This is a genomic window from Actinomadura sp. B10D3, assembly GCF_039871695.1.
GTDB lineage: Bacteria > Actinomycetota > Actinomycetes > Streptosporangiales > Streptosporangiaceae > Spirillospora > Spirillospora madurae.
This window is the reverse complement of sequence record NZ_JBDPLY010000001.1, coordinates 616,283-636,929: the sequence shown is the minus strand read 5'-3', so window position 1 is coordinate 636,929 and position 20,647 is coordinate 616,283. Positions and strand designations below refer to the sequence as shown.

21 protein-coding genes are annotated in these 20,647 nt (G+C 70.2%); 15 read left to right on the top strand and 6 right to left on the bottom strand.

The features are described 5' to 3' along the window. Positions 1-115: 115 nt before the first annotated feature. Positions 116-967 (top strand): alpha/beta hydrolase, encoded by an 852-nt coding sequence (locus ABGB11_RS02795; RefSeq protein WP_347628405.1) that lies wholly within the window; start codon positions 116-118, stop codon positions 965-967. A 665-nt stretch (positions 968-1,632) separates the two neighbouring features. Continuing rightward, on the top strand, positions 1,633-1,902 hold the full coding sequence (locus ABGB11_RS02790) for a MerR family transcriptional regulator (RefSeq protein ID WP_347628555.1): 270 nt from the start codon (positions 1,633-1,635) through the stop codon (positions 1,900-1,902). A 208-nt stretch (positions 1,903-2,110) separates the two neighbouring features. Here the strand turns inward: ABGB11_RS02790 and ABGB11_RS02785 are convergent, their stop codons facing one another. Further along, positions 2,111-2,992 carry an SDR family oxidoreductase gene (locus ABGB11_RS02785; RefSeq protein WP_347628403.1) on the bottom strand — a complete coding sequence of 294 codons (882 nt, stop codon included), beginning with the start codon at positions 2,990-2,992 and terminating at the stop codon, positions 2,111-2,113. A gap of 130 nt (positions 2,993-3,122) precedes the next feature. Between ABGB11_RS02785 and ABGB11_RS02780 the strand changes: the two genes are divergently transcribed. Beyond that, the gene (locus ABGB11_RS02780) at positions 3,123-3,950 is read left to right on the top strand and encodes an SAM-dependent methyltransferase (RefSeq protein ID WP_347628401.1); all 828 of its coding nucleotides are present in this window, start codon (positions 3,123-3,125) and stop codon (positions 3,948-3,950) included. 22 nt (positions 3,951-3,972) lie between these two features. On the opposite strand, the gene ABGB11_RS02775 is transcribed toward ABGB11_RS02780, so the two are convergent. The 4 genes from ABGB11_RS02775 to ABGB11_RS02760 all read right to left on the bottom strand — a co-directional run bounded on the left by ABGB11_RS02775 (position 3,973) and on the right by ABGB11_RS02760 (position 6,944). Further along, positions 3,973-4,803 carry a M23 family metallopeptidase gene (locus ABGB11_RS02775; protein WP_347628399.1) on the bottom strand — a complete coding sequence of 277 codons (831 nt, stop codon included), beginning with the start codon at positions 4,801-4,803 and terminating at the stop codon, positions 3,973-3,975. Between the two features lie 22 nt (positions 4,804-4,825). Further along, entirely contained in the window at positions 4,826-5,326 is a 501-nt protein-coding gene (locus ABGB11_RS02770; protein ID WP_347628397.1) for an ArsR family transcriptional regulator, read from the bottom strand. Between the two features lie 152 nt (positions 5,327-5,478). After that, the gene (locus ABGB11_RS02765) at positions 5,479-6,120 is read right to left on the bottom strand and encodes a nitroreductase family protein (protein ID WP_347628396.1); all 642 of its coding nucleotides are present in this window, start codon (positions 6,118-6,120) and stop codon (positions 5,479-5,481) included. Between the two features lie 20 nt (positions 6,121-6,140). Continuing rightward, positions 6,141-6,944, bottom strand: coding sequence for an SAM-dependent methyltransferase (locus ABGB11_RS02760; protein WP_347628394.1), 804 nt, complete (start codon positions 6,942-6,944; stop codon positions 6,141-6,143). A gap of 352 nt (positions 6,945-7,296) precedes the next feature. Here ABGB11_RS02760 and ABGB11_RS02755 point away from each other — a divergent pair, with 352 nt between their 5' ends. From ABGB11_RS02755 to ABGB11_RS02715, 9 genes are all read left to right on the top strand, one after another. Then, complete coding sequence (locus ABGB11_RS02755; RefSeq protein WP_347628392.1) at positions 7,297-10,473, top strand: glycosyl hydrolase 115 family protein; 3,177 nt, start codon at positions 7,297-7,299, stop codon at positions 10,471-10,473. After that, a complete protein-coding gene (locus ABGB11_RS02750) occupies positions 10,470-11,525 on the top strand; it encodes an endo-1,4-beta-xylanase (protein ID WP_347628390.1) in 1,056 nt (351 codons plus the stop codon). The genes ABGB11_RS02755 and ABGB11_RS02750 overlap by 4 nt, the downstream gene beginning before the upstream one ends. A 152-nt stretch (positions 11,526-11,677) precedes the next feature. Then, a complete protein-coding gene (locus tag ABGB11_RS02745; RefSeq protein ID WP_347628388.1) occupies positions 11,678-13,465 on the top strand; it encodes a glycoside hydrolase family 15 protein in 1,788 nt (595 codons plus the stop codon). A gap of 19 nt (positions 13,466-13,484) precedes the next feature. Then, positions 13,485-14,537 (top strand): glucose 1-dehydrogenase, encoded by a 1,053-nt coding sequence (locus tag ABGB11_RS02740; protein ID WP_347628386.1) that lies wholly within the window; start codon positions 13,485-13,487, stop codon positions 14,535-14,537. Positions 14,538-14,890: 353 nt separating this feature from the next. Then, positions 14,891-15,106, top strand: a complete 216-nt coding sequence (locus tag ABGB11_RS02735; protein WP_347628384.1) for a hypothetical protein — start codon at positions 14,891-14,893, stop codon at positions 15,104-15,106. Between the two features lie 57 nt (positions 15,107-15,163). Next, entirely contained in the window at positions 15,164-15,340 is a 177-nt protein-coding gene (locus tag ABGB11_RS02730; RefSeq protein WP_347628382.1) for a hypothetical protein, read from the top strand. Between the two features lie 273 nt (positions 15,341-15,613). Further along, a complete protein-coding gene (locus ABGB11_RS02725; RefSeq protein ID WP_347628380.1) occupies positions 15,614-16,111 on the top strand; it encodes a nuclear transport factor 2 family protein in 498 nt (165 codons plus the stop codon). Positions 16,112-16,423: 312 nt separating this feature from the next. Next, entirely contained in the window at positions 16,424-16,597 is a 174-nt protein-coding gene (locus ABGB11_RS02720; protein ID WP_347628378.1) for a hypothetical protein, read from the top strand. A 680-nt stretch (positions 16,598-17,277) separates the two neighbouring features. Next, the gene (locus ABGB11_RS02715; protein ID WP_347628376.1) at positions 17,278-18,168 is read left to right on the top strand and encodes an RNA ligase family protein; all 891 of its coding nucleotides are present in this window, start codon (positions 17,278-17,280) and stop codon (positions 18,166-18,168) included. Positions 18,169-18,178: 10 nt separating this feature from the next. Here the strand turns inward: ABGB11_RS02715 and ABGB11_RS02710 are convergent, their stop codons facing one another. Next, positions 18,179-18,643, bottom strand: a complete 465-nt coding sequence (locus ABGB11_RS02710) for an ATP-binding protein (protein WP_347628374.1) — start codon at positions 18,641-18,643, stop codon at positions 18,179-18,181. Between the two features lie 138 nt (positions 18,644-18,781). On the opposite strand from ABGB11_RS02710, the gene ABGB11_RS02705 reads away from it, so the two are divergent. From ABGB11_RS02705 to ABGB11_RS02695, 3 genes are all read left to right on the top strand, one after another. Beyond that, positions 18,782-19,597: a helix-turn-helix transcriptional regulator gene (locus ABGB11_RS02705; RefSeq protein ID WP_347628372.1), complete on the top strand. Its 816-nt coding sequence runs from the start codon at positions 18,782-18,784 to the stop codon at positions 19,595-19,597. Then, a complete protein-coding gene (locus ABGB11_RS02700; protein ID WP_347628370.1) occupies positions 19,594-19,785 on the top strand; it encodes a DUF397 domain-containing protein in 192 nt (63 codons plus the stop codon). The genes ABGB11_RS02705 and ABGB11_RS02700 overlap by 4 nt, the downstream gene beginning before the upstream one ends. Before the next feature lie 85 nt (positions 19,786-19,870). Further along, positions 19,871-20,623, top strand: coding sequence for an SDR family oxidoreductase (locus tag ABGB11_RS02695; RefSeq protein ID WP_347628368.1), 753 nt, complete (start codon positions 19,871-19,873; stop codon positions 20,621-20,623). Positions 20,624-20,647: the final 24 nt, after the last annotated feature.

Sequence of the window (20,647 nt, the reverse complement as noted above, 5' to 3'; positions counted from 1 at the left end):
ACAATCGCCACCCCGCTTCAGCGGCCGGTGACAACCCTTCCGGTGCCGCGGATGGCGGGACGGTCGGCCGGGTATGTCCCGCTTTGGCGGCGTCCGGCGGACCGAGGTGAGAGCGATGCCCGAACGCGGTGGCCAGGTCGGAGGCGCGGCGCGCAGGCCGCACGGCGGCGGACCGGAGGAGCCGGTCGACCTCGGCCAGACCCGGAAGCGTCCGCGACGCCGGGAGCGGGCCGCCGAGCCCCTCCCCCGTTCCGCGCCCCTCGTGGTGCTGGTCCACGGCGGCTTCCTCGGCCCTTGGATCTGGACGGAGACCATCGGCGAGCTGGAGCGGCAGGGCGTGCGGGCGCTGTCGGTCGACCTGCCGAGCATGCGCGCCCCGGACGCCGATCTGCGCGACGACGCCCGCGCCGTCCGGGACCTCCTGGACGGTCTGGACGAGGTCGTGCTGTGCGGCCATTCGTACGCGGGAATGGTGATCAGCGAGGCCGCCGCCGGTCCGCATCGCGCCGTCCGGCATCTGGTCTATCTGGCCGCCGCGATCCCCGATGGCGGAGACAGCCTCTCCGGGCTGGCCAAGCGGCACGGCGACGGCGGTCCGGGCGGCGAGGAGGCCGAGGAGCTCGCGGACGGCCGCGTCGTCCTCACCCCGGGGAGCGCGCTGGAGGCGCTCTTCCACGACTGCCCCGCCGAGCGGGCGGCGGAGGCGGTCGCGCTGCTTCGTCCGGCGAACCCGCTGGTGAACACGCAGCCGGTGCGGGGCGCGGCGTGGCGGAGCCTGCCGTTCACCAGGGTCCGGGCGGCCGATGACCGGCTGCCGGAGCTGCTCTGCGACGCCGCGGCCGAGCGCCCGCACGAGGTCGTCACCCTGCCGACCGGCCACTGCCCGCAATGGAGCCGTCCCGACCTCGTCGCCGGCGTGCTGGCGCGGATCGCCCGCTCGCTCGGGCAAGATAACGAGGTGCTGTGATCTACGAAACTCTGTAGTGAGCGAGGTAGATTTTCGCGGCGGTGTCGGGTAGTGTTCCTTCCATCGAAGCGAGAAGAGTCCACGAGATGGGGCGGCGGACGAGCCGTCCGAGCAGATGGATGACGCGGACCGGGCGTGCCGGGGCCAACGCAGCGGAAGGGGTTCCGGCAGCCGGTCCGCGGTCCGGCGGTCAACGGACCGCCGGGAGTGCAGGAACGCAAGGAACACGCAGTACAGGTAGTGATGAGGAAGGGAGGTACCGGCGCCATCGGGATCGCCCGTCAACGGCTCCAGTCACGCCGTGCGGGTACCGCGGCCCCCACGATCGATCGGTGGGCGGCGGTCACGCATCCGCGATCCCCGCGCCTTCGCCTTTCCGGGCGAACCGCGCGGAACACCGGCCGGAGGGCCGGTTAGATGGTGTTACACCTCTGGGCCCCGGCGCCGCTGTTCGGCGCCGGGGCCCCTGTTGTGCTTTCCGGCCGGCGGCATCGGCGGGCCGGAAGCGGGCACTACCGAACGGCAGTACGGAAGGTTTCGTGAAAGCACCCCAGCCGGCTCGGGCCGGCGACACAGCAGTCCAGTACGGGAAGATCACCGCGCAGGACGACTCGGGCGACAGGCTCGACGACAAGTTCGACGACGAGGACTACCCCGCCTACAGCATGGGGCGGGCCGCGGAGATGCTGGGCGTGACCCCGGCGTTCCTGCGCAGCCTGGACGCCGCCAAGCTGATCGTCCCGCAGCGCTCGTCCGGCGGGCACCGGCGTTACTCGCGCTACCAGCTCCGGCTGGCCCAGCGCGCCCGCGACCTCGTCGACGAGGGCACCGCCCTTGAGGCGGCCTGCCGGATCATCATCCTGGAGGACCAGCTCGCCGAGGCCCAGCGCATCAACGAGCAGCTCCGCGAGCAGCGTTCGTCCGGATCCTCCTAGCGGGCCGCGGCGTCAGCCGCCCGCGGCGGGCGGCCCGGCGATGTTGCGGGCCAGGCCGCCGAGGTCGAGGACGCGCGCGACCATCGGCCGACGGTCGATGACCTGGTGACGCTGTCAGAGGTTTCCCGCGCCACCGGCCGGTCGACCGTCGCGATATCTCTCCGGCACGCGCGGCCGGCGGACGGCCGCGCGCTCAGGCGGAGGCTGCTCAGGCGGAGGCGCCGGCGAGGAGAGCGCGGTGCTGCTCCATCAGGTCGATGATCGAGCGGGCGGGACGGCCGGTGAGGCGCTGGACCGTGTCGGTCACGCGTTCGCCGAAGCCCGCGCGCAGGGACGTCCCGAACGAGACGATCATGCCGCGGACGTCGTCGGGGACGCCGGCGGCGCGCAGCTGGGCGTCGAAGGTCTCGTCGTCCACGCTCTGGTAGGCGACGGGGCGGCCGGTGACCTTGGCGGCGAGCGCGGTGAGGTCGGCGAAGCCGAGCGCTTCCGGCCCGGTGACGTCGTAGGTGCGCCCCTCGTGGCCGGAGGACGTCAGGACCTCGGCCGCGACGGCGGCGCAGTCGTCGCGGTGGACGAACGCGCCCCGGGCGTGACCGGTGTTGTCGACCAGCACGCCGCGGGCGACGGCGGGCGGGAGGATCTGCGTGACCGGGGTCTCGGCGTACAGGCCGTTGCGCAGGTAGGTGATGTCCAGCCCGGAGGCGTCCAGCAGCTCGTGGGTGCGCAGGTGGTCGGGCACGACCGTGGACGGGCAGGCCGGGTCGACCATGATGTAGGACGTGTAGACGATGTGCCGCACTCCCGCCGCGACGGCCGCGTCGATGGCGTTGCGGTGCTGGGTCACGCGGTGGCCGAGGTCGTGCAGGCTGATCAGGTAGAGCCGGTCGCCGCCCTCGAAGGCCGCGAGCAGCGACTCCGGCCGGTCGTAGTCGCCGTACCGGACGCTCACCCCCTGGCGGGCGAACTCCGCGAGCGCGTCCACATTTCTGCTGACCAGGATGACGTCGTCGGGGCTCGCCTTTTCCAGCACGTATTTCGTGGTGGCGCGGGCGAGGTGCCCGGACGCGCTGGCAATGACGATCCTCATAGGCGTCCCTCGATCGGTCGTCGGCATCGCCGGTCGGCGAGCGTCACGTTAAACTACCGCCCTCTTTCACCGCGAGCAGCGTGGAGGCCCAAAGGTGTCGTCCCCACGAGAAGAGGGAACGCCGGAATCAATGGTTCCGGAAGACCCGAAACCGCAAAGCCCGGTCGTCGACGCCGCCCATCCCTCGTCAGCACGGGTGTACGACTATCTGCTCGGCGGCAAGGACAACTTCGCCGCCGACCGGGTCGCGGCGGACCGGATCGCGGAGTCCTTTCCCGCCATTCGCGTCGGCGCGCAGGAGAACCGTCGCTTCCTGCTGCGCGGCGTCCGGTATCTCGCCGCCGAGGCGGGGATCCGGCAGTTCCTGGACGTCGGCACCGGAATCCCGACCTCGCCGAACGTGCACGAGGTCGTCCAGGCGATCACACCCGAGGCGCGGGTCGCCTACGTCGACAACGACCCGATCGTGCTGGTGCACGCCCGCGCGCTGATGGTGTCCGATCCCCGGGGCAGGGTGGGGTATCTGGACGCCGACATCCGCGACCCCGAATCCATCATCGGCAGCCGGCTCGTGCGGGACATCCTGGATTTCGACGAGCCGATCGGGCTCGTCCTCAGCGCCATTCTGCATTTCGTTCCGGACGAGCAGGACCCCGGCGGCATCGTGCGGGCCTTCGTGGCGGCCCTGCCTCCGGGCAGTTACGTTCTCGCCACTCATGTGACGCCCGAACACGATCCGCGGCTGCGGCCCGCGTCCGCCGGATATCGCGATGACGGCGTGCGCACCCAGGCCAGGACGGCGGCCGAGTTCGAGCGGCTCGTCTTCACCGAGCAGGGGCTCGGCCTCATTCCGCCCGGCGTGGTCCTGGTGTCGCAATGGCGGCGCGGCGCCGACGAACCGCCCGCCCCCACTCCCGCCGAGGTCTCCGCCTACGGCGGCCTGGCCGTCCGAAACTGACCCGGCCCCCACCCGCCCCGGGTCAGTGGACGGGCTGGGTGGACGCGGTGAAGGGGCGGCGGGAGCCGGGCGCGCCGGTGTGCGTGGTGCCGTCGCTGTCGTAGGGGAAGGCGAAGGGAATGCCCGCGGCGGTCAGGGGGCGGGGGCGGTCCATCAGGTGGAAGTGCAGGTGCGGCTCGGAGGAGTTGCCGGAGTTGCCGACCTCGCCGAGCACGTCGCCGGCGCGCACGCGGTCGCCCTTCCGGACGCGGACGGAGCCGCGGCGCAGGTGGGCGAAGACCGCGTAGACGCCGTCGCCGAGGTCCAGGATCACGGAGTTGCCGACGATGAAGCGGCCCGCCGAGAAGGTCAGCAGGGACAGCAGCTGGCGGAACACCATGCCCTCCAGCAGGAGGTAGAGGACGCCGGGCCAGGAGTTGCGGCTCCAGTGGTCGCGCTGCCGGTCGCCCGCCTGGACGACGACGCCGTCGGCGGGGGCGAGGACGTCCTGCCCGAAGGCCGGGAACGTGTGCGGGGGCGCGGCGAGCGGCCACCGCTCGACGGGGCGCCAGTCACCGCTCGGCACGTGGACGAGGTCGATCGCGTAGGTCTGGCCGAGCTCGTGCGTCCCGTGGCTCGGGACCTTGTCGGCGGGGCTGTTGACCGGAATCCAGCGGCCCCGGACCGGGCTGCGCAGCACGACCGGTTCCCGTCCGGGAGCGCCGCCCGGCACGAAGGCCAGGGCGAGACCGCCCACGATGAGCACGAGCCCGACCACCGAGAGGGCGCCGAGGCCGTGCAGGGGCATGGTCAGGCACAGGGCCAGTCCGAGCAGGATGAACAGCATCCTGAAGCGGGCGATCGTCCGGTACATCTGTTTCCTCCGGCGGGTCGGGTCAGCGGCGTGCGGCCGCGAGGACCGTGAGCAGCGGCACCACCCGCTCGCCCGGGACGCTGTAGCGCCCGCGCGACGTGGTGCGCAGCCAGCCGGCCGCGACCAGCTGGCGCAGGTGGTGGTAGAGCTGGCCGGTGGTGCCGAGGCTCTCGTGGGCGGCCAGCTCGGCGGTGGTCCGGGCGCCGTGCAGGATCTCCCGCAGCAGGAGCAGCCGGACGGGATGCGCGAGCGCCGACAGCGTGTCCGCGGTCTGGGACCAGTCGTCCGACAGCAGGTCGTCCACCGGGTGGCCCTGCTGCCACTCGTAGTGCTCGCCTCCCGGAAGCGTCACCGATCCGGTGAACAGCACGGCGCCGGGGTCGGCGGTGCGGTCCTTCAGGGCGTCGAGGGCCCAGAACGTGTCGTCGCCGTCCCGGGCCTCGGCCGGGGGGCGGGCGCCGTCCAGCGCGGCCACGCGCTCCTCCAGCCGCGCCACCCTGTCCGCAAGACTCTCCTCACTCACGACCCCAATATTACGTAACTACGTAGTTCTTTCAAAACGAAGGCCGGGTCGGTGAGGTTCTGGGACGGCAGGTCCGCCGGGACGGAGCCGGGCAGCGCGATACCGAACCCGCTCGACCGGCGGGACCGGGCCAGATCGACGGTGACGCCCGGTCAGCCGGTGGCGAGCGGGGTGCCGTACGTCTCGCCGAAGACGATCTCCTCGACAGGGGTGCGGGTGAGCCGGGACGGGAAGCCGTGCTCGGGGTAGCCGACCGCGATGTGCGCGGCGGTGATCACGCCGTCCGGGATGCCGAGCAGTTCCTTGACCTGCGGCTCGTAGTGGACGAGCAGGGTGGTCAGGGCGCTCGCGACGCCCTGGGCGCGCAGCGCGAGGCAGAAGTTCTGCGCGGTGGGGTAGATGGAGCCGCCGCCGACCACGCTGAGGCGGTCGAGTTCGGTGTCGGTGGGGTGCAGCCCGTCCTGCTCGGCGCACAGCACGACGATGGCCGGCACCTCGTCCAGGTGCTCGGCGAAGTGGTCGGCGTCGGTGACGGCCTTCGGCAGCGCCCCGACGCCGATCTCCCCGGCCCCGATGCCGGCCAGGTAGGCCTTCCACGGCGTCAGGTACCACTCGGCGAGCTGCCGCTTGCGGTCCTTGTCGCGGACGACGACCCAGCGGACCGGCTGCCGGTTGCCGCCCTGCGGGGCGAACCTGGCGGCCTCGAACGCCTGCATCAGCACCTCGTCCGGCACCGGGTCGGTGCGGAAGTAGCGGCAGGTGCCCGTGGTCTTCATGGCCTCGATGACGTCCATGTCACCTTCCAGGGGGAGGGTCAGAGTTTGCGGCCGACGGCGCCGTACATCCAGATGAGGTCGAGGTTGGGGGTGACCGGACCGTCCGGCCGCCACAGCGGGGTCTGGACGATGCCGGGCTCCAGCAGCTCGAACCCGTCGAAGACGCGCTCGATCTCCGCCTTGCGGCGCGCCACGGCGGGGGCCTTGGCGCGGGTGTAGGTGCTGGCGACCTGGCCGACCTGGCTGGCGCGGAAGTCCTGGGTGGGGTGCGAGACCGCGAGGTACCCGCCGCGCGGCATCGCGTCGCGCAGCGGGGCGACGATGTCCTGCGGCTCCCTGTCGGGGACGAACTGGAGCACCGACACCAGCATCACCGCGAGCGGCTGCTCGAAGTCGATCAGCGCGCGGACCCGGTCGTCGGCGAGGATGCGCCCGGGCTCGCGGACGTCGGCCTGCACGACCGCCGTCCTGCCCAGCGGGTGCGTCGAGAGCAGCGCCCGCGCGTGCACCAGGACGATCGGGTCGTTGTCGACGTAGACGACGCGGGTCTCGGGGGCGATCTCCTGGGCGACCTCGTGCACGTTGCGCTGCGTGGGCAGCCCGGCGCCGATGTCCAGGAACTGCCGCACGCCGGACTCCACCAGGTGGCGGACGGCGCGGCGCAGGAAGGCGCGGTTCTCCCGGGCGATGGCGCGCAGCTCGGGCGCGGCCTCCAGGGCCGCCTCGGCGGCCTGCCGGTCGGCCTCGTAGTTGTCCTTCCCGCCCAGGTAGTAGTCGTACATCCGGGCGGGATGCGCCACCTGCACGTTGAGGTCGGCGGGGGGATTCTCCTCGTCCGTCACCTGTCGGGCCTCTCTCTTCGGCTCGCAGACCATCACCGCGACGATCCTGCGGCCGTTGGAAGGATCTTATTTAGGCGCCCTCGGAGCCGGGGGCGAAATGGCCTGGAGAGGCCCGAATTCACGTTCCGGTCCCCGGAACGCCCCTCGGACGCACGGCGGCCGGGGATGCGGGCGGGCGGGTTCGAAACTTTTCGAAGGCCGAGCACAGCGCCCTTGGCCACGTCCGGCAGCCTGACCTCTGAAAGCTCACGCAAGTGGTTGACGAATGAGACCTACGGGGATATTTTCCTGTCGGCCATCGAAAAGCTAGCGAAATATTTCGAAGCCCGCTCCCCTACTGAGGAGACATCCGATGGGCAGATCCCCGCGGACGTGGAAGGTTCTCCTGGCCCTGGTCCCCGTCGCCGTCACGTTCACGGCGACCCCCGCCGCCGCGACCCCGGCGGACCATGGCGCCCCAGGAAAGCCCGGCCCCGACTCCTACGTCTCGTTCCGGGACGGGCGCGGGTACTTCCCGCTCGTCGAGGACGGGAAGGCCGCCCCGCTCGTGGTGAGCGGGTCCGACCACCCCGGCGTCGTCCGCGTCGCCGGGGACCTGCGTGCCGACATCGAGCGCGTGACCGGCGTCGAACCGGCGGTCGCGCGGGACACGGCCCCGTCCGGGCGGGACGTCGTCATCATCGGCACGATCGGCAAGAGCCCGCTCGTCGACGCTCTCGTCGCGTCCGGGAAGCTGGACGTGCGGGGCATCGCCGGGAAGTGGGAGACGACCCTCGAACAGGTCGTGGAGAAGCCGCTGCCGGGCGTCCGCCGCGCGTTCGTGATCGCCGGGAGCGACCAGCGCGGCACGATCTACGGCGCCTACGACGTCTCGAAGAACATCGGGGTCTCCCCCTGGTACTGGTGGGACGACGTCCCATCCAGGCACCGGGACGCGCTCTACGTGAAGCCTGGCCGGCACACGCAGGGCACTCCCGCGGTGAAGTACCGGGGCTTCTTCATCAACGACGAGAACCCGGCGCTCGGCCGGTGGGCGCCGAAGCAGTTCGGCCCCGGAAAGGCCCCCGGGCATCCCGGCGGATTCAACAGCGCTTTCTACGCCAGGGTCTTCGAGACGATGCTGCGGCTGAAGGCCAACTACCTGTGGCCGGCGGTGTGGGGGCGCGCGTTCGCCGAGGACGACCCGCAGAACCACGCCACCGCGAAGAAGTACGGCGTCGTCATGGGGACGTCCCACGAGGCGCCGATGATGCGGGGCATCGAGGAATGGAACCGGCACGCCGTCCCCGCGGAGCGCGACGAGGACGGGAACGTCACCAAGCCCGGCCACGACCCGTACGGCGGGACGGGCGAATGGAGTTTCCGCCGGAACGCCGACGCCATCAAGAAGTACTGGACGGACGGCATCGAGCGGATGGTCGACGAGGACTTCGAAGGCGTCGTCACGCTCGGCATGCGCGGCAACGGCGACACCAGCCTGCCCGACGGCGACGGCATCGAGCTGATGCAGAACATCATCTCCAGCGAGCGGGGCATCCTCGAAAAGGTCACCGGAAAGAACCCGTCCGCCACTCCCCAGGTATGGACGCTCTACAAGGAGGTGCAGCGGTACTGGGACCGGGGCCTGCGCGTTCCCGACGACGTGACGGTCGTCTTCACCGACGACAACTGGGGGAACATGCGCAAGATGCCCGACCGGAGCCTGCCGGATCGGGCCGGCGGTTACGGGCTCTACTACCACTTCGACTACGTCGGCGGCGGCCGCAACTACAAGTGGGTCGACACGGCGCAGCTCGGCAACACGTGGGAGCAGCTGAACCAGTCCTACCAGTACGGCATCCGCAACCTGTGGGTGGCGAACGTCGGCGACATGAAGAACAGCGAGCTGCCGCTCCAGTTCTTCCTCGACTACGCGTGGGACCCCGGCCGCTGGCCGCTGAACAAGCTCCAGGAATGGCAGGAGCAGTACGCGGCGCAGAACTTCGGCCCCGAGCACGCGGCCGAGATCGCCGAGATCCTCGACGGCTACGGGAACCTCCAGGCCCTCCGCAAGCCGGAACTGCTCAACCGCCGCATCACCGTCGACCCCGGAAAAGACTTGCCCACCGACTCCAGCGCGGTCGTCTACGACGACCAGCAGACGCCCTTCTACCTGAACCAGTACCGGGAGATGGACGGCGTGACCGCGCGGTGGCGGGAGCTGGCCGCCAGGGCCGAACGGGTCCGCAAGCGCCTGCCGGAGGCGTACCAGGATGCCTTCTACCAGCTCGTCTACTACCAGGTGAAGGCGACGGCGAACCTGTACGAGCTGCGCGACGCCGAATTCACCAACATCCTCTATGCCGGGCAGGGACGCGCGGCGACCAACGACTACGCCGATCTCGCCGAGGCGCGGTTCGCCGACGACCAGGCGATGGCGACCTACTACAACACCCGGCTCGCCGGCGGGAAATGGGACGGTTTCCAGACCCAGCCGCACATCGGCTACGGCGACGTCGAACGGTACGGCCCCAACGCGCCCTGGCAGCAACCGGAGCTGAACAACGAGGCCCTGCCGGACGAGATCTTCCCCAAGCTCAAGCGCATCACCGTCCCGGACGGCGCCGACATGGGGGTGGCGATCGACGGCTCGGACGAATGGTGGCCGGCGTCGAAGTCCGAGGCCGTCCTTCCGGAATTCAGCCCCTACCAGAGCGCGCCGGCCCAGTACATCGAGGTCTTCAACCGCGGTTCCGACCCCTTCACCTACCGGATCACCCCGGCCGAACCGTGGGTGAAGGTCGACCGCGCCCATGGCCGCGTCGGTAAACAGATCCGGGCGACCGTTCATGTCGACTGGTCCCGCGCCCCGAAGGGCACCAGCCGCGTTCCCATCGAGATATCCGGGCCGAACGGCCGCAAGGTCACCGTCCAGGCCGTCGTGAAGAAGCCGGCGTCGTTCAAGGCGCGCGGTTTCGTGGAGGCCGGCGGCTACGTCTCCATGGACGCCGGCCATTACAGCCGCGCGACCGGCACCGCCCAAGCGCACTGGTACCGCCTTCCGGGCATCGGGCGCACCGACGCGGGAATGGCGGCGTACCCCGTCACCGCGCCGGTCCAGGAGCCCGGCAAGGGGCCGCGTCTCGAATACGAGATGACGCTGACCACCACGGGCCCGGTGAAGGTCTGGGCCTACCTCTCGCCGCGCAACAGCGTCCTTTCGACCGAGGGGCTGACCTACGCCGTCTCCATCGACGGTGAAAAGCCCCAGGTCGTGAATGCCACCACGGCGACGGGCGCCAACGACACCACCATGAACAAGCAGTGGGAGCGGAACACGTCCGACAACGTGAACCGCACCGCCACCACCCACACCATCACCGGATCGGGGACGCACACCCTGAAGTTCTGGATGGTCGACCCGACGGTAGTCCTGCAGAAGATCGTGGTCGACACCGGAGGACTCAGGGCCTCGTATCTCGGGCCCCCGGAAAGCCGGCGGGCCGGGTTTCGCTCAACCCCCACCCTGCAAGGAGGAACGAAACCATGAGAAGAGCACTCACCGCGGTGCTCGGAGCGGGTGCACTGCTCCTCGCACCTCAGGCGGCCGTGGCGTCCCCCGCGCCCCCGGCCCACGGCTCGCTGGGCAAGGCCGCCGCGGCCACCGGACGGGTCTTCGGCGCCGCCATCACACAGGTCCATATGGACGAGCGGGCCTACGTCTCCACGCTCGACCGTGAGTTCAATCAGCTCACGCCCGAGAACGAGCTGAAGTGGGAGACGACCGAGCCGACCAGGGGCTCGTTCGACTACGCCCCGGCCGACCAGCTCGTCAGGCATGCCCAGTCGCGCGGCATGAAGATCCGCGGGCACACCCTCGTCTGGCACAGCCAGCTGCCGACCTGGGTGAGCGACATCTCCTCGCGGCGCGAGCTGCTGGGCGTCATGCGGAACCACATCTGGAACGTCGCCGGGCACTACTCCGGGAAGCTCCACTACTGGGACGTCGTTAACGAGGCGTTCGAGGACGGGACCGGCGCGCGGCGCGACACGGTCTTCCAGCGCGTCATCGGCGACGGCTACATCGAGAAGGCGTTCCGGGCGGCGCGCGCCGCCGACCGCAAGGCCAAGCTCTGCTACAACGACTACAACATCGACGGGCGGAACGCGAAGAGCGACGCCGTCTACGCGATGGTCCGGGACTTCAAGCGCCGCGGCGTCCCGATCGACTGCGTCGGGCTCCAGGCGCACCTGACGCTCGGGAACGTCCCGTCCGACATCCGGGAGAACATGCAGCGGTTCGCGAAGCTCGGCGTGGACGTGCACGTCACCGAGCTGGACATCCGCATGCAGACGCCGCCCGACAGCGCGAAGCTCGCCACCCAGGCGGACGACTACCGGAAGGTCGTCTCCGCGTGCGTGGCCGTGCCGCGCTGCAAGGTCCTCACCGTGTGGGGCGTGACCGACAAGTACTCCTGGATCCCCGACGTGTTCCCGGGTGAGGGCGCCGCGCTCCTCTTCGACGAGAACTACGCCAAGAAGCCCGCCTACCGCGCGGTCATCGCGGCCCTGAGAGGAAAGCACCCCGGCAGGCCGTCCTGACCTCCGATTGTCCGGCACGGCGGCAGCTCCCATGCCGCCGTGCCGGAGCCGTTTCCGGACGCCTTCCCCGGAAACGGCGGCGTCCGAGGAATACATCCACTATCACGGGTAGCTCGGAGGAAGCCGGCGAACAGAGGGCGGGTGGACGCGTCGTGGCGCTGCGGATCGAGGACTACGGGCTGCTCGGGGACACGCAGACCGCCGCGCTGGTCGGCAGGGACGGGTCCGTCGACTGGCTGTGCCTCCCCCGGTTCGACTCCCCCGCCTGCTTCGCCGCCCTGCTCGGCGACGAGCACGCCGGGTTCTGGCGGATCGCGCCCGCGGCGGGCGGGCTCTGCACGCGGCGCCGCTACCGGGGCGACACGCTGATCCTGGAGACCGAGTGGGACACCCCGGACGGGACCGTCCGGCTCATCGACTTCATGCCCCCGCGCGGCGAGGCCGCCGACGTCGTCCGGATCGTGGAGGGCGTCAGCGGCCGCGTCCCGATGCACATGGCGCTGCGGCTGCGGTTCGACTACGGCCGGATCGTGCCCTGGGTGCGGCACCGCGAAGGGGAGATCAACGCGATCGCGGGACCGGACGCCACATGGCTGAAGACGCCGGTCGAGCTCGTGGGCCGCGACCTGACGACGTGCGCCGACTTCACCGTGGCGCCCGGCGACCGGGTCCCGTTCGTCCTGACGTACATGCCGTCGCACCTGCCGCGCCCGAAGGCGGTCGAGGCCGAGCGGGCGCTGTCGGACACCGAGCTGTTCTGGTCGCACTGGATGCGCCACTACGACTACGACGGGCGGTGGGACGACGCGGTCCGCCGGTCCCTGATCACGCTGAAGGCGCTGACGTACGCCCCGACCGGCGGCATCGTCGCCGCGGCGACGACGTCGCTTCCGGAGCAGCTCGGCGGCCCGCGCAACTGGGACTACCGGTTCTGCTGGCTGCGGGACGCGACGTTCACCCTCCAGGTCCTGCTCGGCACCGGCTTCGTCACGGAGGCGAGGGCGTGGCGCGAGTGGCTGCTGCGCGCCGTCGCCGGAGACCCCGCCGACCTCCAGATCATGTACGGGATCGACGGCACCCGGCGGCTCACCGAGTACACCGTCGACTGGCTCGCCGGGTACGAGGGCTCCTCACCCGTCCGGGTCGGCAACGCGGCGTCCGACCAGTTCCAGCTGGACACGTGGGGCGAGGTCCTGGACGGCCTGCACCTGGCGCGCGAGGCCCGCATCGAGGCGGAGCAGAGCGCCTGGGACCTGCAGCGCTCCCTGATGGACTTCCTCGAAGGCCACTGGAGCGACCCCGACAACAGCCTGTGGGAGGTGCGCGGGGACCGGCGCCACTTCGTCCACTCCAAGGTGCTCGCGTGGGCGGGCGTGGACCGCGCCGTCCAGGCCGTCGAGAAGCACGGCCTGGAGGGCCCCGCGGACAGGTGGAAGGCGCTGCGGGAGCGGATCCACGCGGACGTGTGCGAGAACGGCTACGACGCGGCACGCGGCACGTTCACCCAGTTCTACGGCTCCCGCGGGCTCGACGCGGCGCTCCTGCTCATCCCGCAGGTGGGGTTCCTGCCGTGGAACGACCCGCGCGTGGTCGGCACCGTGGACGCGGTGCAGCAGGACCTGTGCCGGGACGGGTTCATGCTGCGCTACGACACCGGCTCCGACGGCGGCGTGGACGGCCTCCCCGGCGACGAGGGCTCGTTCCTGGCCTGCACGTTCTGGCTGGCGGACGCCCTGCACGGCATCGGCCGGACGAAGCAGGCCACCGAGGTGTTCGAGCGGCTGCTCGGCCTGCGCAGCGACCTCGGGCTGCTGAGCGAGGAGTACGACACCGCCGCGGGGCGGCAGATCGGGAACACGCCGCAGGCGTACTCGCACGTCGGGCTCGTCAACACCGCCCGGCACCTGAGCGGCACCCGCCCCGCGGACCGCCCGGTCTGAAGCAGAGAGGAGAAGCGTCATGCGCGCCTTGACCGTCCTGCCCGGGGAGCGCGGGTCGCTGGCCGTCACCGACGTCCCCGAGCCGGAGCCCGGGGACGGCGATCTGCTGGTCGACGGGCTCGCCGTGGGGGTGTGCGGCACCGACCGGGAGATCGCCACCGGGGAGTACGGGTGGGCGCCGCCCGGCCGCGACCGCCTGGTCATCGGGCACGAGTCGCTCGGCCGGGTCCGGCACGCCCCGCCCGGCAGCGGCTTCTCCCCCGGCGACCTCGTCGTGGGCGTGGTGCGGCGGCCGGACCCGGAACCGTGCGGGGCGTGCGCGCACGGCGAGTTCGACATGTGCCGCAACGGCCGGTACACCGAGCGCGGCATCAAGGAGCTCGACGGGTACGCCAGCCGGGCCTGGCGGGTCGAGGCGGGCTACGCCGTCGCGCTGGACCCGCGGCTGGCCGAGGTCGGCGTGCTGATGGAGCCGACGACGGTCGTCGCCAAGGCATGGGACCAGATCGAGAAGGTCGGCGGGCGGGCCTGGTTCGAGCCGCGCCGGGTCCTGGTGACGGGCGCCGGCCCGATCGGGCTGCTGGCCGCGCTGCTCGGCGTCCAGCGCGGGCTGGACGTGCACGTCCTCGACCGGGTGGCGGACGGGCCGAAGCCGCGCCTCGTCGCCGACCTCGGCGCGACCTACCACCACGACGGCATCGAGCGGGCGGTCGCCGGGGCGGAACCCGACGTGGTGATCGAGGCGACCGGGGTGTCCTCGCTCGTCTTCGGCGCGATGGCGAACAACGCGGCCTTCGGGGTCGTGTGCCTGACCGGGGTGTCGCCGTCCGGGCGCCCGCTGCGGGTGGACGCGGGCGGCCTCAACCGCGACATCGTGCTGGGGAACGACGCGATCATCGGGTCGGTCAACGCCGGCCTCGGCCACTACGCCGACGCCGCGCGGGCCCTGGCGAAGGCCGACCTGGACTGGCTCGGCCGGCTGATCTCGCGCCGCGTCCCGCTGGAGCACTACGAGGACGCGTTCACCCCGCACCCGGACGACGTGAAGGTCGTCATCACCCTCGACGAGTGACCGGCCCGCGGACGAATTTTTGCCGCGATTCACCTCAAGACCAGGTCTATCGGACCGTCGACTCGACCGGAATCCCTGCGCGGACCTGGGCTTTTCGGCCAGGATGCGGGCATGAGCCTCCCGCTGATGCGCGGGCCCGACCACGTCGAGGCGGTCGGCCGGCATCCCCACCACAGCTCGGCACCAGCGCCGTGCGCGAGCGTCAGCCGATGTTGGTCCTCCAGCGCCTGCCTAGTCCAGGACGAATACTGCCGCCCCGTGACACGCCAAGCCGTGGACGCCCGCGGGGCGGTTCTGCCGGCGGAGACGCTGGTCGCACTTCTGCTCGCCGTCGGCCAGGGGCGCGGCTGGGGTTGGTCATCGCCGCGGATCATCGGCCTCCCGACCGCCACGACGCCTTCGCCTCCCTGTTCCTGATCGCCGAACGCCGCGCGGCCGCACCGCTGATCGCGCCGCAGCTCCTCGTCGGCAGGCGCCTGGTCGCCCTCGACGTCGCCACCGCCGTCATCGCAGACCACTCCGGCGCAGGCCAGAGGACAGTTCACGGTCCGACCGCCGGGCTTCGATGACGCGACTTCAGAACATAATCTGAGTGCTATGGCGGCACGAGCACTACCGCGGATTCAGTGACCTTCTCCGACTTGTCACGCAATCCCAAGTCCGTCGCCGAGCGCGCCGCACGCCTCGGCCGGCTGCGTGACAACCATCGCGACGCTCCCGATTCCTACCTCACAGCCGCCGATCGGGAAGAGCGGCGCGATGAGAGCCTGACGACCGCGTCACGGATCTTCCTAGGCTCATGAAGCATGATCCGAGCGCTCGGGCGTTGCTCCTTGCCATAGCCGACGTGTTCCCCTGGATCCGTCACCTGTGCACCTCAGAGGTCTGCGCCTGATTCCAGAGGGCGCGGGCCAAGCGGACCGCTCGAGCCGGGCGGGCACAGATCGCCCGGCTTTCGTCGTCCTGGGAACCTAACTCGGGCCGTGAGTTCGCGGCACCACCTGACGTCGGCTGGGTGCAACCAGGTTGGGTGGGGCGGGGTTTCCAGGGGGTTGCCGGTGAGAGAGGAGCGGGTGATGACCATGGGATCCTCGGCGGAAGGCCGACAGGGGGCAGGCGATGCGTGGGCGGTCATGGAGAAGTTCTATGCCGCTGAGGCGGCGTACGTGGCCGCAGGCGGGCAGGGCACGGCGAACTATGAGCAGGCTGCCGCATATCTGGATCCGGAGGTGGTGCTGCATCAGGCTCCGGGCCTGCCGTTCACGGGGAGCGGAACGTGGCGTGGCCGAGACGGCATGGAGCGGTTCCTGGCCCGGTTCAGTGAGGTCTGGGAGTCGATGGAGTTCCTGGACCAGGAGCACTGGGGCGATGGGGACACCGTGGTGGTGCGCAGTCGGGTGCGGTTCCGTGCCCGGGCCACCGGCCGCGAGGTGGAGACGTTGATCTTGCAGCTGATCAGCGTGCGGGATGGGCGCATGCTCGAATGCCGTCCCTTCTACTGGGACCCGGCCGCCATCGCTGAAGCCTGTGGCTGGGCGGGCACGGAAGGGGAAGGCGAGGATCCGGCGGGTTGATCAGCCGGTCGCGGCGACCCCGGCGTCGAAGCGGGCTCGTGGTGTCAGCTTTGGGCGGCGGCCAGTAGGCCTTCCTAGTCGTCCAGGCAAGGGTCGCAGCTTCGCAGGTGAACGGCGACTCCGGGGAAGCGTTCCTCGGGGTCGCCGCCCGCGAGGCGTTCTTCCCCGTAGAGGTCGAGCAGATCGAAGGTGCCCGCGCAGCCCGCGTCGAGCGGATCCGTTCTGAGGAACCGCTCCAGGGGCTCCCAGCTTTTCGGCCAAGGCGTCCGCCGGCACGCCGCCCAGCACGAGGGCCGAGAAGATCGTGCGCTAATGTTCGGTCAGTTCGTCGTCCACCGCACGGCGCAGAGCCGAGACGACACGAACGCTCAAGAGGTCATCACCGGCTGGCGCGCCACAGCGCGCATCAAGGCGGACGGCACCCAGCACGAGGAAGCCCTCCGACCGACCTCCGGCGACTTCGGTCCCGTCGAGGTGACGCCTTGAGCCCAAACGAGGAGACAGGGTCACCGTCCCACCGCCGGACGGCGAATGGGACGTCAGGTTCGGCACCAGCGAGGCGGTACGAGGCCGGGAAGAGCTATGCCGCCTCGCAGTGTCGAATACTCGCCGTTGCCTGGAGGCCTTACGATCCGAGCCGCGGTCCCGCTCCAACCACGAGCGGCAGCACCGACTCCGCGGAGACCTTGCACACACCGACACAACGGTCAAGACCTTGAGCAGTGGGAGTACGAGGTCACGAGCGGTGGGCGCGTCCGCTACGTCATCAACGACGACGGCCGAACGGTCTGGATCGTCTACGCGTCCCCTCGCCACCCCAAGGACACCGACCGATGAGCACCGGACGCCGGTGACAGGACGTCCAAGCGGAGGCACGAGACGCGACAACGGCGATCAAGCAGGGGCATGGGACGCAACGGCCAGGCCCGTCGGCGACCCCGAACTCGCCGAGTCCGGGCTTGTGTCGAACTGGACGCTTGGGGTGGGGGTGCCGCTGCATCGGCCGTTCGGAAATAAGTTGATCTTCAGGTGGGCGTCGGAGAGGGTACCCGCCAGGGTGTCCCGGCTGGGCCGCAGGGCTTCCGGGGTCGAATGGAGGTCAGGCCTTGTGGTATCCGAAAATCCCGCAGCGGTTCGGCGACGGGCCGTTGCCCGGCGGGAGCTGGGTGGCCGAGGAGAAGGTGCACGGCGCCCACCTCGCGTTGGTCAGCGATGGCCGGACGGCGCGGGCCGCCGGGCGGCGCGGTCTGCTGGACGAGGAACGGCTTGAGGCGTTCTTCGGGGTGACGCGTCTGTGGCCGGTCCTGGCGACAGCGGCGGCGGCAGCGGCCCGGGCGGTCGGACAGGACGTGGTCTTGTACGGGGAACTGGCCGGCGGGGGCTATCCGCACCCGCAGGTACCGCCGGTCGAGGACATCGGCCCTGTACAAACCGGCGTTTGGTACTGCCCTGACCTGGTGTGGCTGGCGTTCGACGGCGCCGTCAGCACCTCCTCGGGACCGCGCTGGATGAGCCGGGCCGAACTGGCGGATCTGGCGGCCGGCGTCGGCCTGCAGTGCGTGCCGCTGGTGGGTCAAGGCCGTCGGCAAGAGCTGAGAGAGCTGGCGGTCGACTTCCTGACGCTGGTGCCCGGTGCGCTGGGTCTTCCCGAACTGCCCGGCAACCGCGCCGAAGGTTACGTCCTCAAACCCGCCGCAGCTTGGGATACGAGCGAACGGGGACCACGGCCGGTCCTGAAGGTCAAACATCCCGACTTCGCCGAGGACGCCCGCTACAACGGCGCCCGGCCGTTCGTGCCACCACCCGGTGGTGTGACGGGAGTAGCGGCATGGCTGCTGGCGGCTGCGGTCGAGCGGCTCACCCCACCGCGCGTGGACGCGGCCCGCAGCAAGCTGGGTCCGGCCGCCGACACCGCCGAGTTGGCCGACGAGGTGGTGGCCGACCTGCTCGCCGACCTTGATGAGGATCTGGGCGGCCTACCCGACTCCGACCACCGAGGCCTGGCCGCCGCGCTCACACCGGCGGCCCGCACGCTGGCCACGCTTCAAGACCACTGACCCGGCCGGTCTATGAGTGCAGCGGGATGTGCGGTCTGGCCACGTGGCGCAGGGGGCTGACGATCGGAGTGCCCGCCCTGCGTGCGGCGCCCAGCATGTATCCGTAGTCGATCGCGATCCGCGACCAGACGACCTTGCCCTCGCCCAGCTCGAACCACCCGCAGCCGCCGGACGCGAACGCCTGGACCAGGATCAGCCCGCGCCCGGAGGTGCTCGACTGGTGGGGCTGCTGGATGACGGGCCGGCCGGGGTGGTCGTCCCACACGCACATCTCGACACCCTGGTCGATCCGGCTGACCCACACGCGGATGATCCTGCCCTCGCAGAGCCGGGCCGCATTGGACGCGAGTTCGCTCACGATCTGTACGGCGTCGCCCTCGAAGGCGCCAAGCCCCCAGGAGGCGAGCGCGCTCTTCACGAGTTCGCGTGCCAGATAGACGGTCTCAAGGTAGGCCCGGAAGTTCTCGCTGAACATGTTTTGTGGATCTATGTCCATTATCGGGGTCGCGGACATCTACTCCCCTTCTCTCAGTCCGTGTAATTGACCACAGACTGACGCACGCGCTTATGCTTGTCTTCTTTCGTTCAGAAACATCAAGTCTGAGGATCTTGAGTGGCTAAGGCGGACCGTCTCGACCCGGACAACAATCCATGGCACTGGCTAGCCACTGACCTGCGAATATGGCGCATCGAGCGCAACCTGTCACAGGCTCGGCTAGCCGAGATCTTGAGGATTGATGATTCCACTGTTTCGAACTACGAATCGGGCACTACGAGAATCCCCGAGCGTACGACTGAAATTCTTGACCAACTTTGGGGTACTCGTGGGCACTTCTCCCGAATTCGCCGACATGCCGTGTCGGCACACAACCCTGACTGGCGTCACCAGAACATCGAGCACGAGGCAAAGGCGTCCGTCATCAGGACCTACGAGAGTTCTCTGGTTCCGGGTCTTGTTCAGACGGAGGGTTACGCGCGGGCGGGGTTCGACTCCGCGGGTATCGGCAAGACGCAGGCGGACGAACTTTGGGAACAGCGGCTGGCCCGCCAAGCGGTCCTGGACCGTCCCGACCCCCCGCAACTCTGCGTGCTGCTTGATCAGGCAGTGATCACGCGCCGAGTCGGCGGGCCGGACGTGATGCGTGAGCAGCTCACGCGGCTTCTCGAGGTGGCGGACTGGCCGCACACCATCGTGCGCATCATTCCTTGGGAGGCTGGCGCCCATATGGGACAAGATGGCGCATTCAAGCTCATGACGATTAATGCGAGCGATGTGGTCTACATCGAGGCTGCGATCGAAGGCAGATTGATCATCGACCCGACAAAAGTGCTTGATGTCCGGTTACGGTGGGAGCGGATCGGGGCCCGGGCGCTGCCTGAGGTCCTGACCCGTAGGTTGATCGCCGACCAGATGGAGAACACGCGATGACCGAGCCTGCCTGGCGTAAGGCAAGCCGCTCCAGCACCACGGGCGGAGACTGCGTTGAGGTCGCGGATTTCAGCACCGTGATCGGTGTGCGTGACAGCAAGGCTCGCGACGCCGGGCATCTCACGCTCTCCCCCGAGAGCTTCGCCCGGCTCATCACCGCTATCAAGCGAGGAGAGCTGCACTCGTAGTCCTGTCGCGTCCAGCTTGGCTTGCGGTTGGTGGCGGTGGGTGGGTTGACCTTGTCGTTGGCGGCAGGGTTTGAGGATTGCCCGCATGGACGGCTCGATGCGGGACAAGGTGGTTGTTGTTACCGGCGCGGGCACGGGCATAGGCCGTGCGACTGCGCGTCTGTTCGCCGGGATGGGCGCGCAGGTGGTGGCCGTAGGCCGCAGAGCGGAGCCGCTGGCGGAAACCGCTGATGGTCATGACGGCATCCATCCACTGACGGCCGACGTCGCTGCCGAGGGCGCCGCTGAGGAGATCGTGCGCGCCGTCACGGAGTCGTATGGACGGCTGGACGTGCTGGTCAACAACGCGGGGATCGTCGGCAGCGGGGCGCTGGGGACGATCACCCGGGATCTGATCGCACCACAACTGGCGACCAATCTGGTCGCGCCGGTCATGCTGGCGCAGGCCGCGTTGCCCGCGTTGGAAGCCGGCGGCGGGGTGATCGTGAACGTCACCACGTCGGTCGGGCAGCGGGCCTGGCCGGGCAACGCGGTCTATGCCGCGACGAAGGCCGCCCTGGAACTCCTCACGCGCAGTTGGGCGGTGGAACTGGCCCCTCGCGGGGTTCGAGTGGTCGCGGTCGCCCCTGGAGCGATCGACACCCCGATCGGGGAGCACCAGGGACTGTCACCTGAGCGGAAAGCAGCGGTCCGGGAATGGCAGGTCGCTCACACGCCGCTGGGGCGGATCGGCCGTCCCCAAGAGGTGGCTTGGGCGATCACGCAGCTGGCCTCGCCGCAGGCATCGTTCGTCACAGGGGTGGTCCTCCCGGTCGATGGCGGGGCGGTCGTCGCGTGATACGACTGGCGAGGGAGGTGGGGC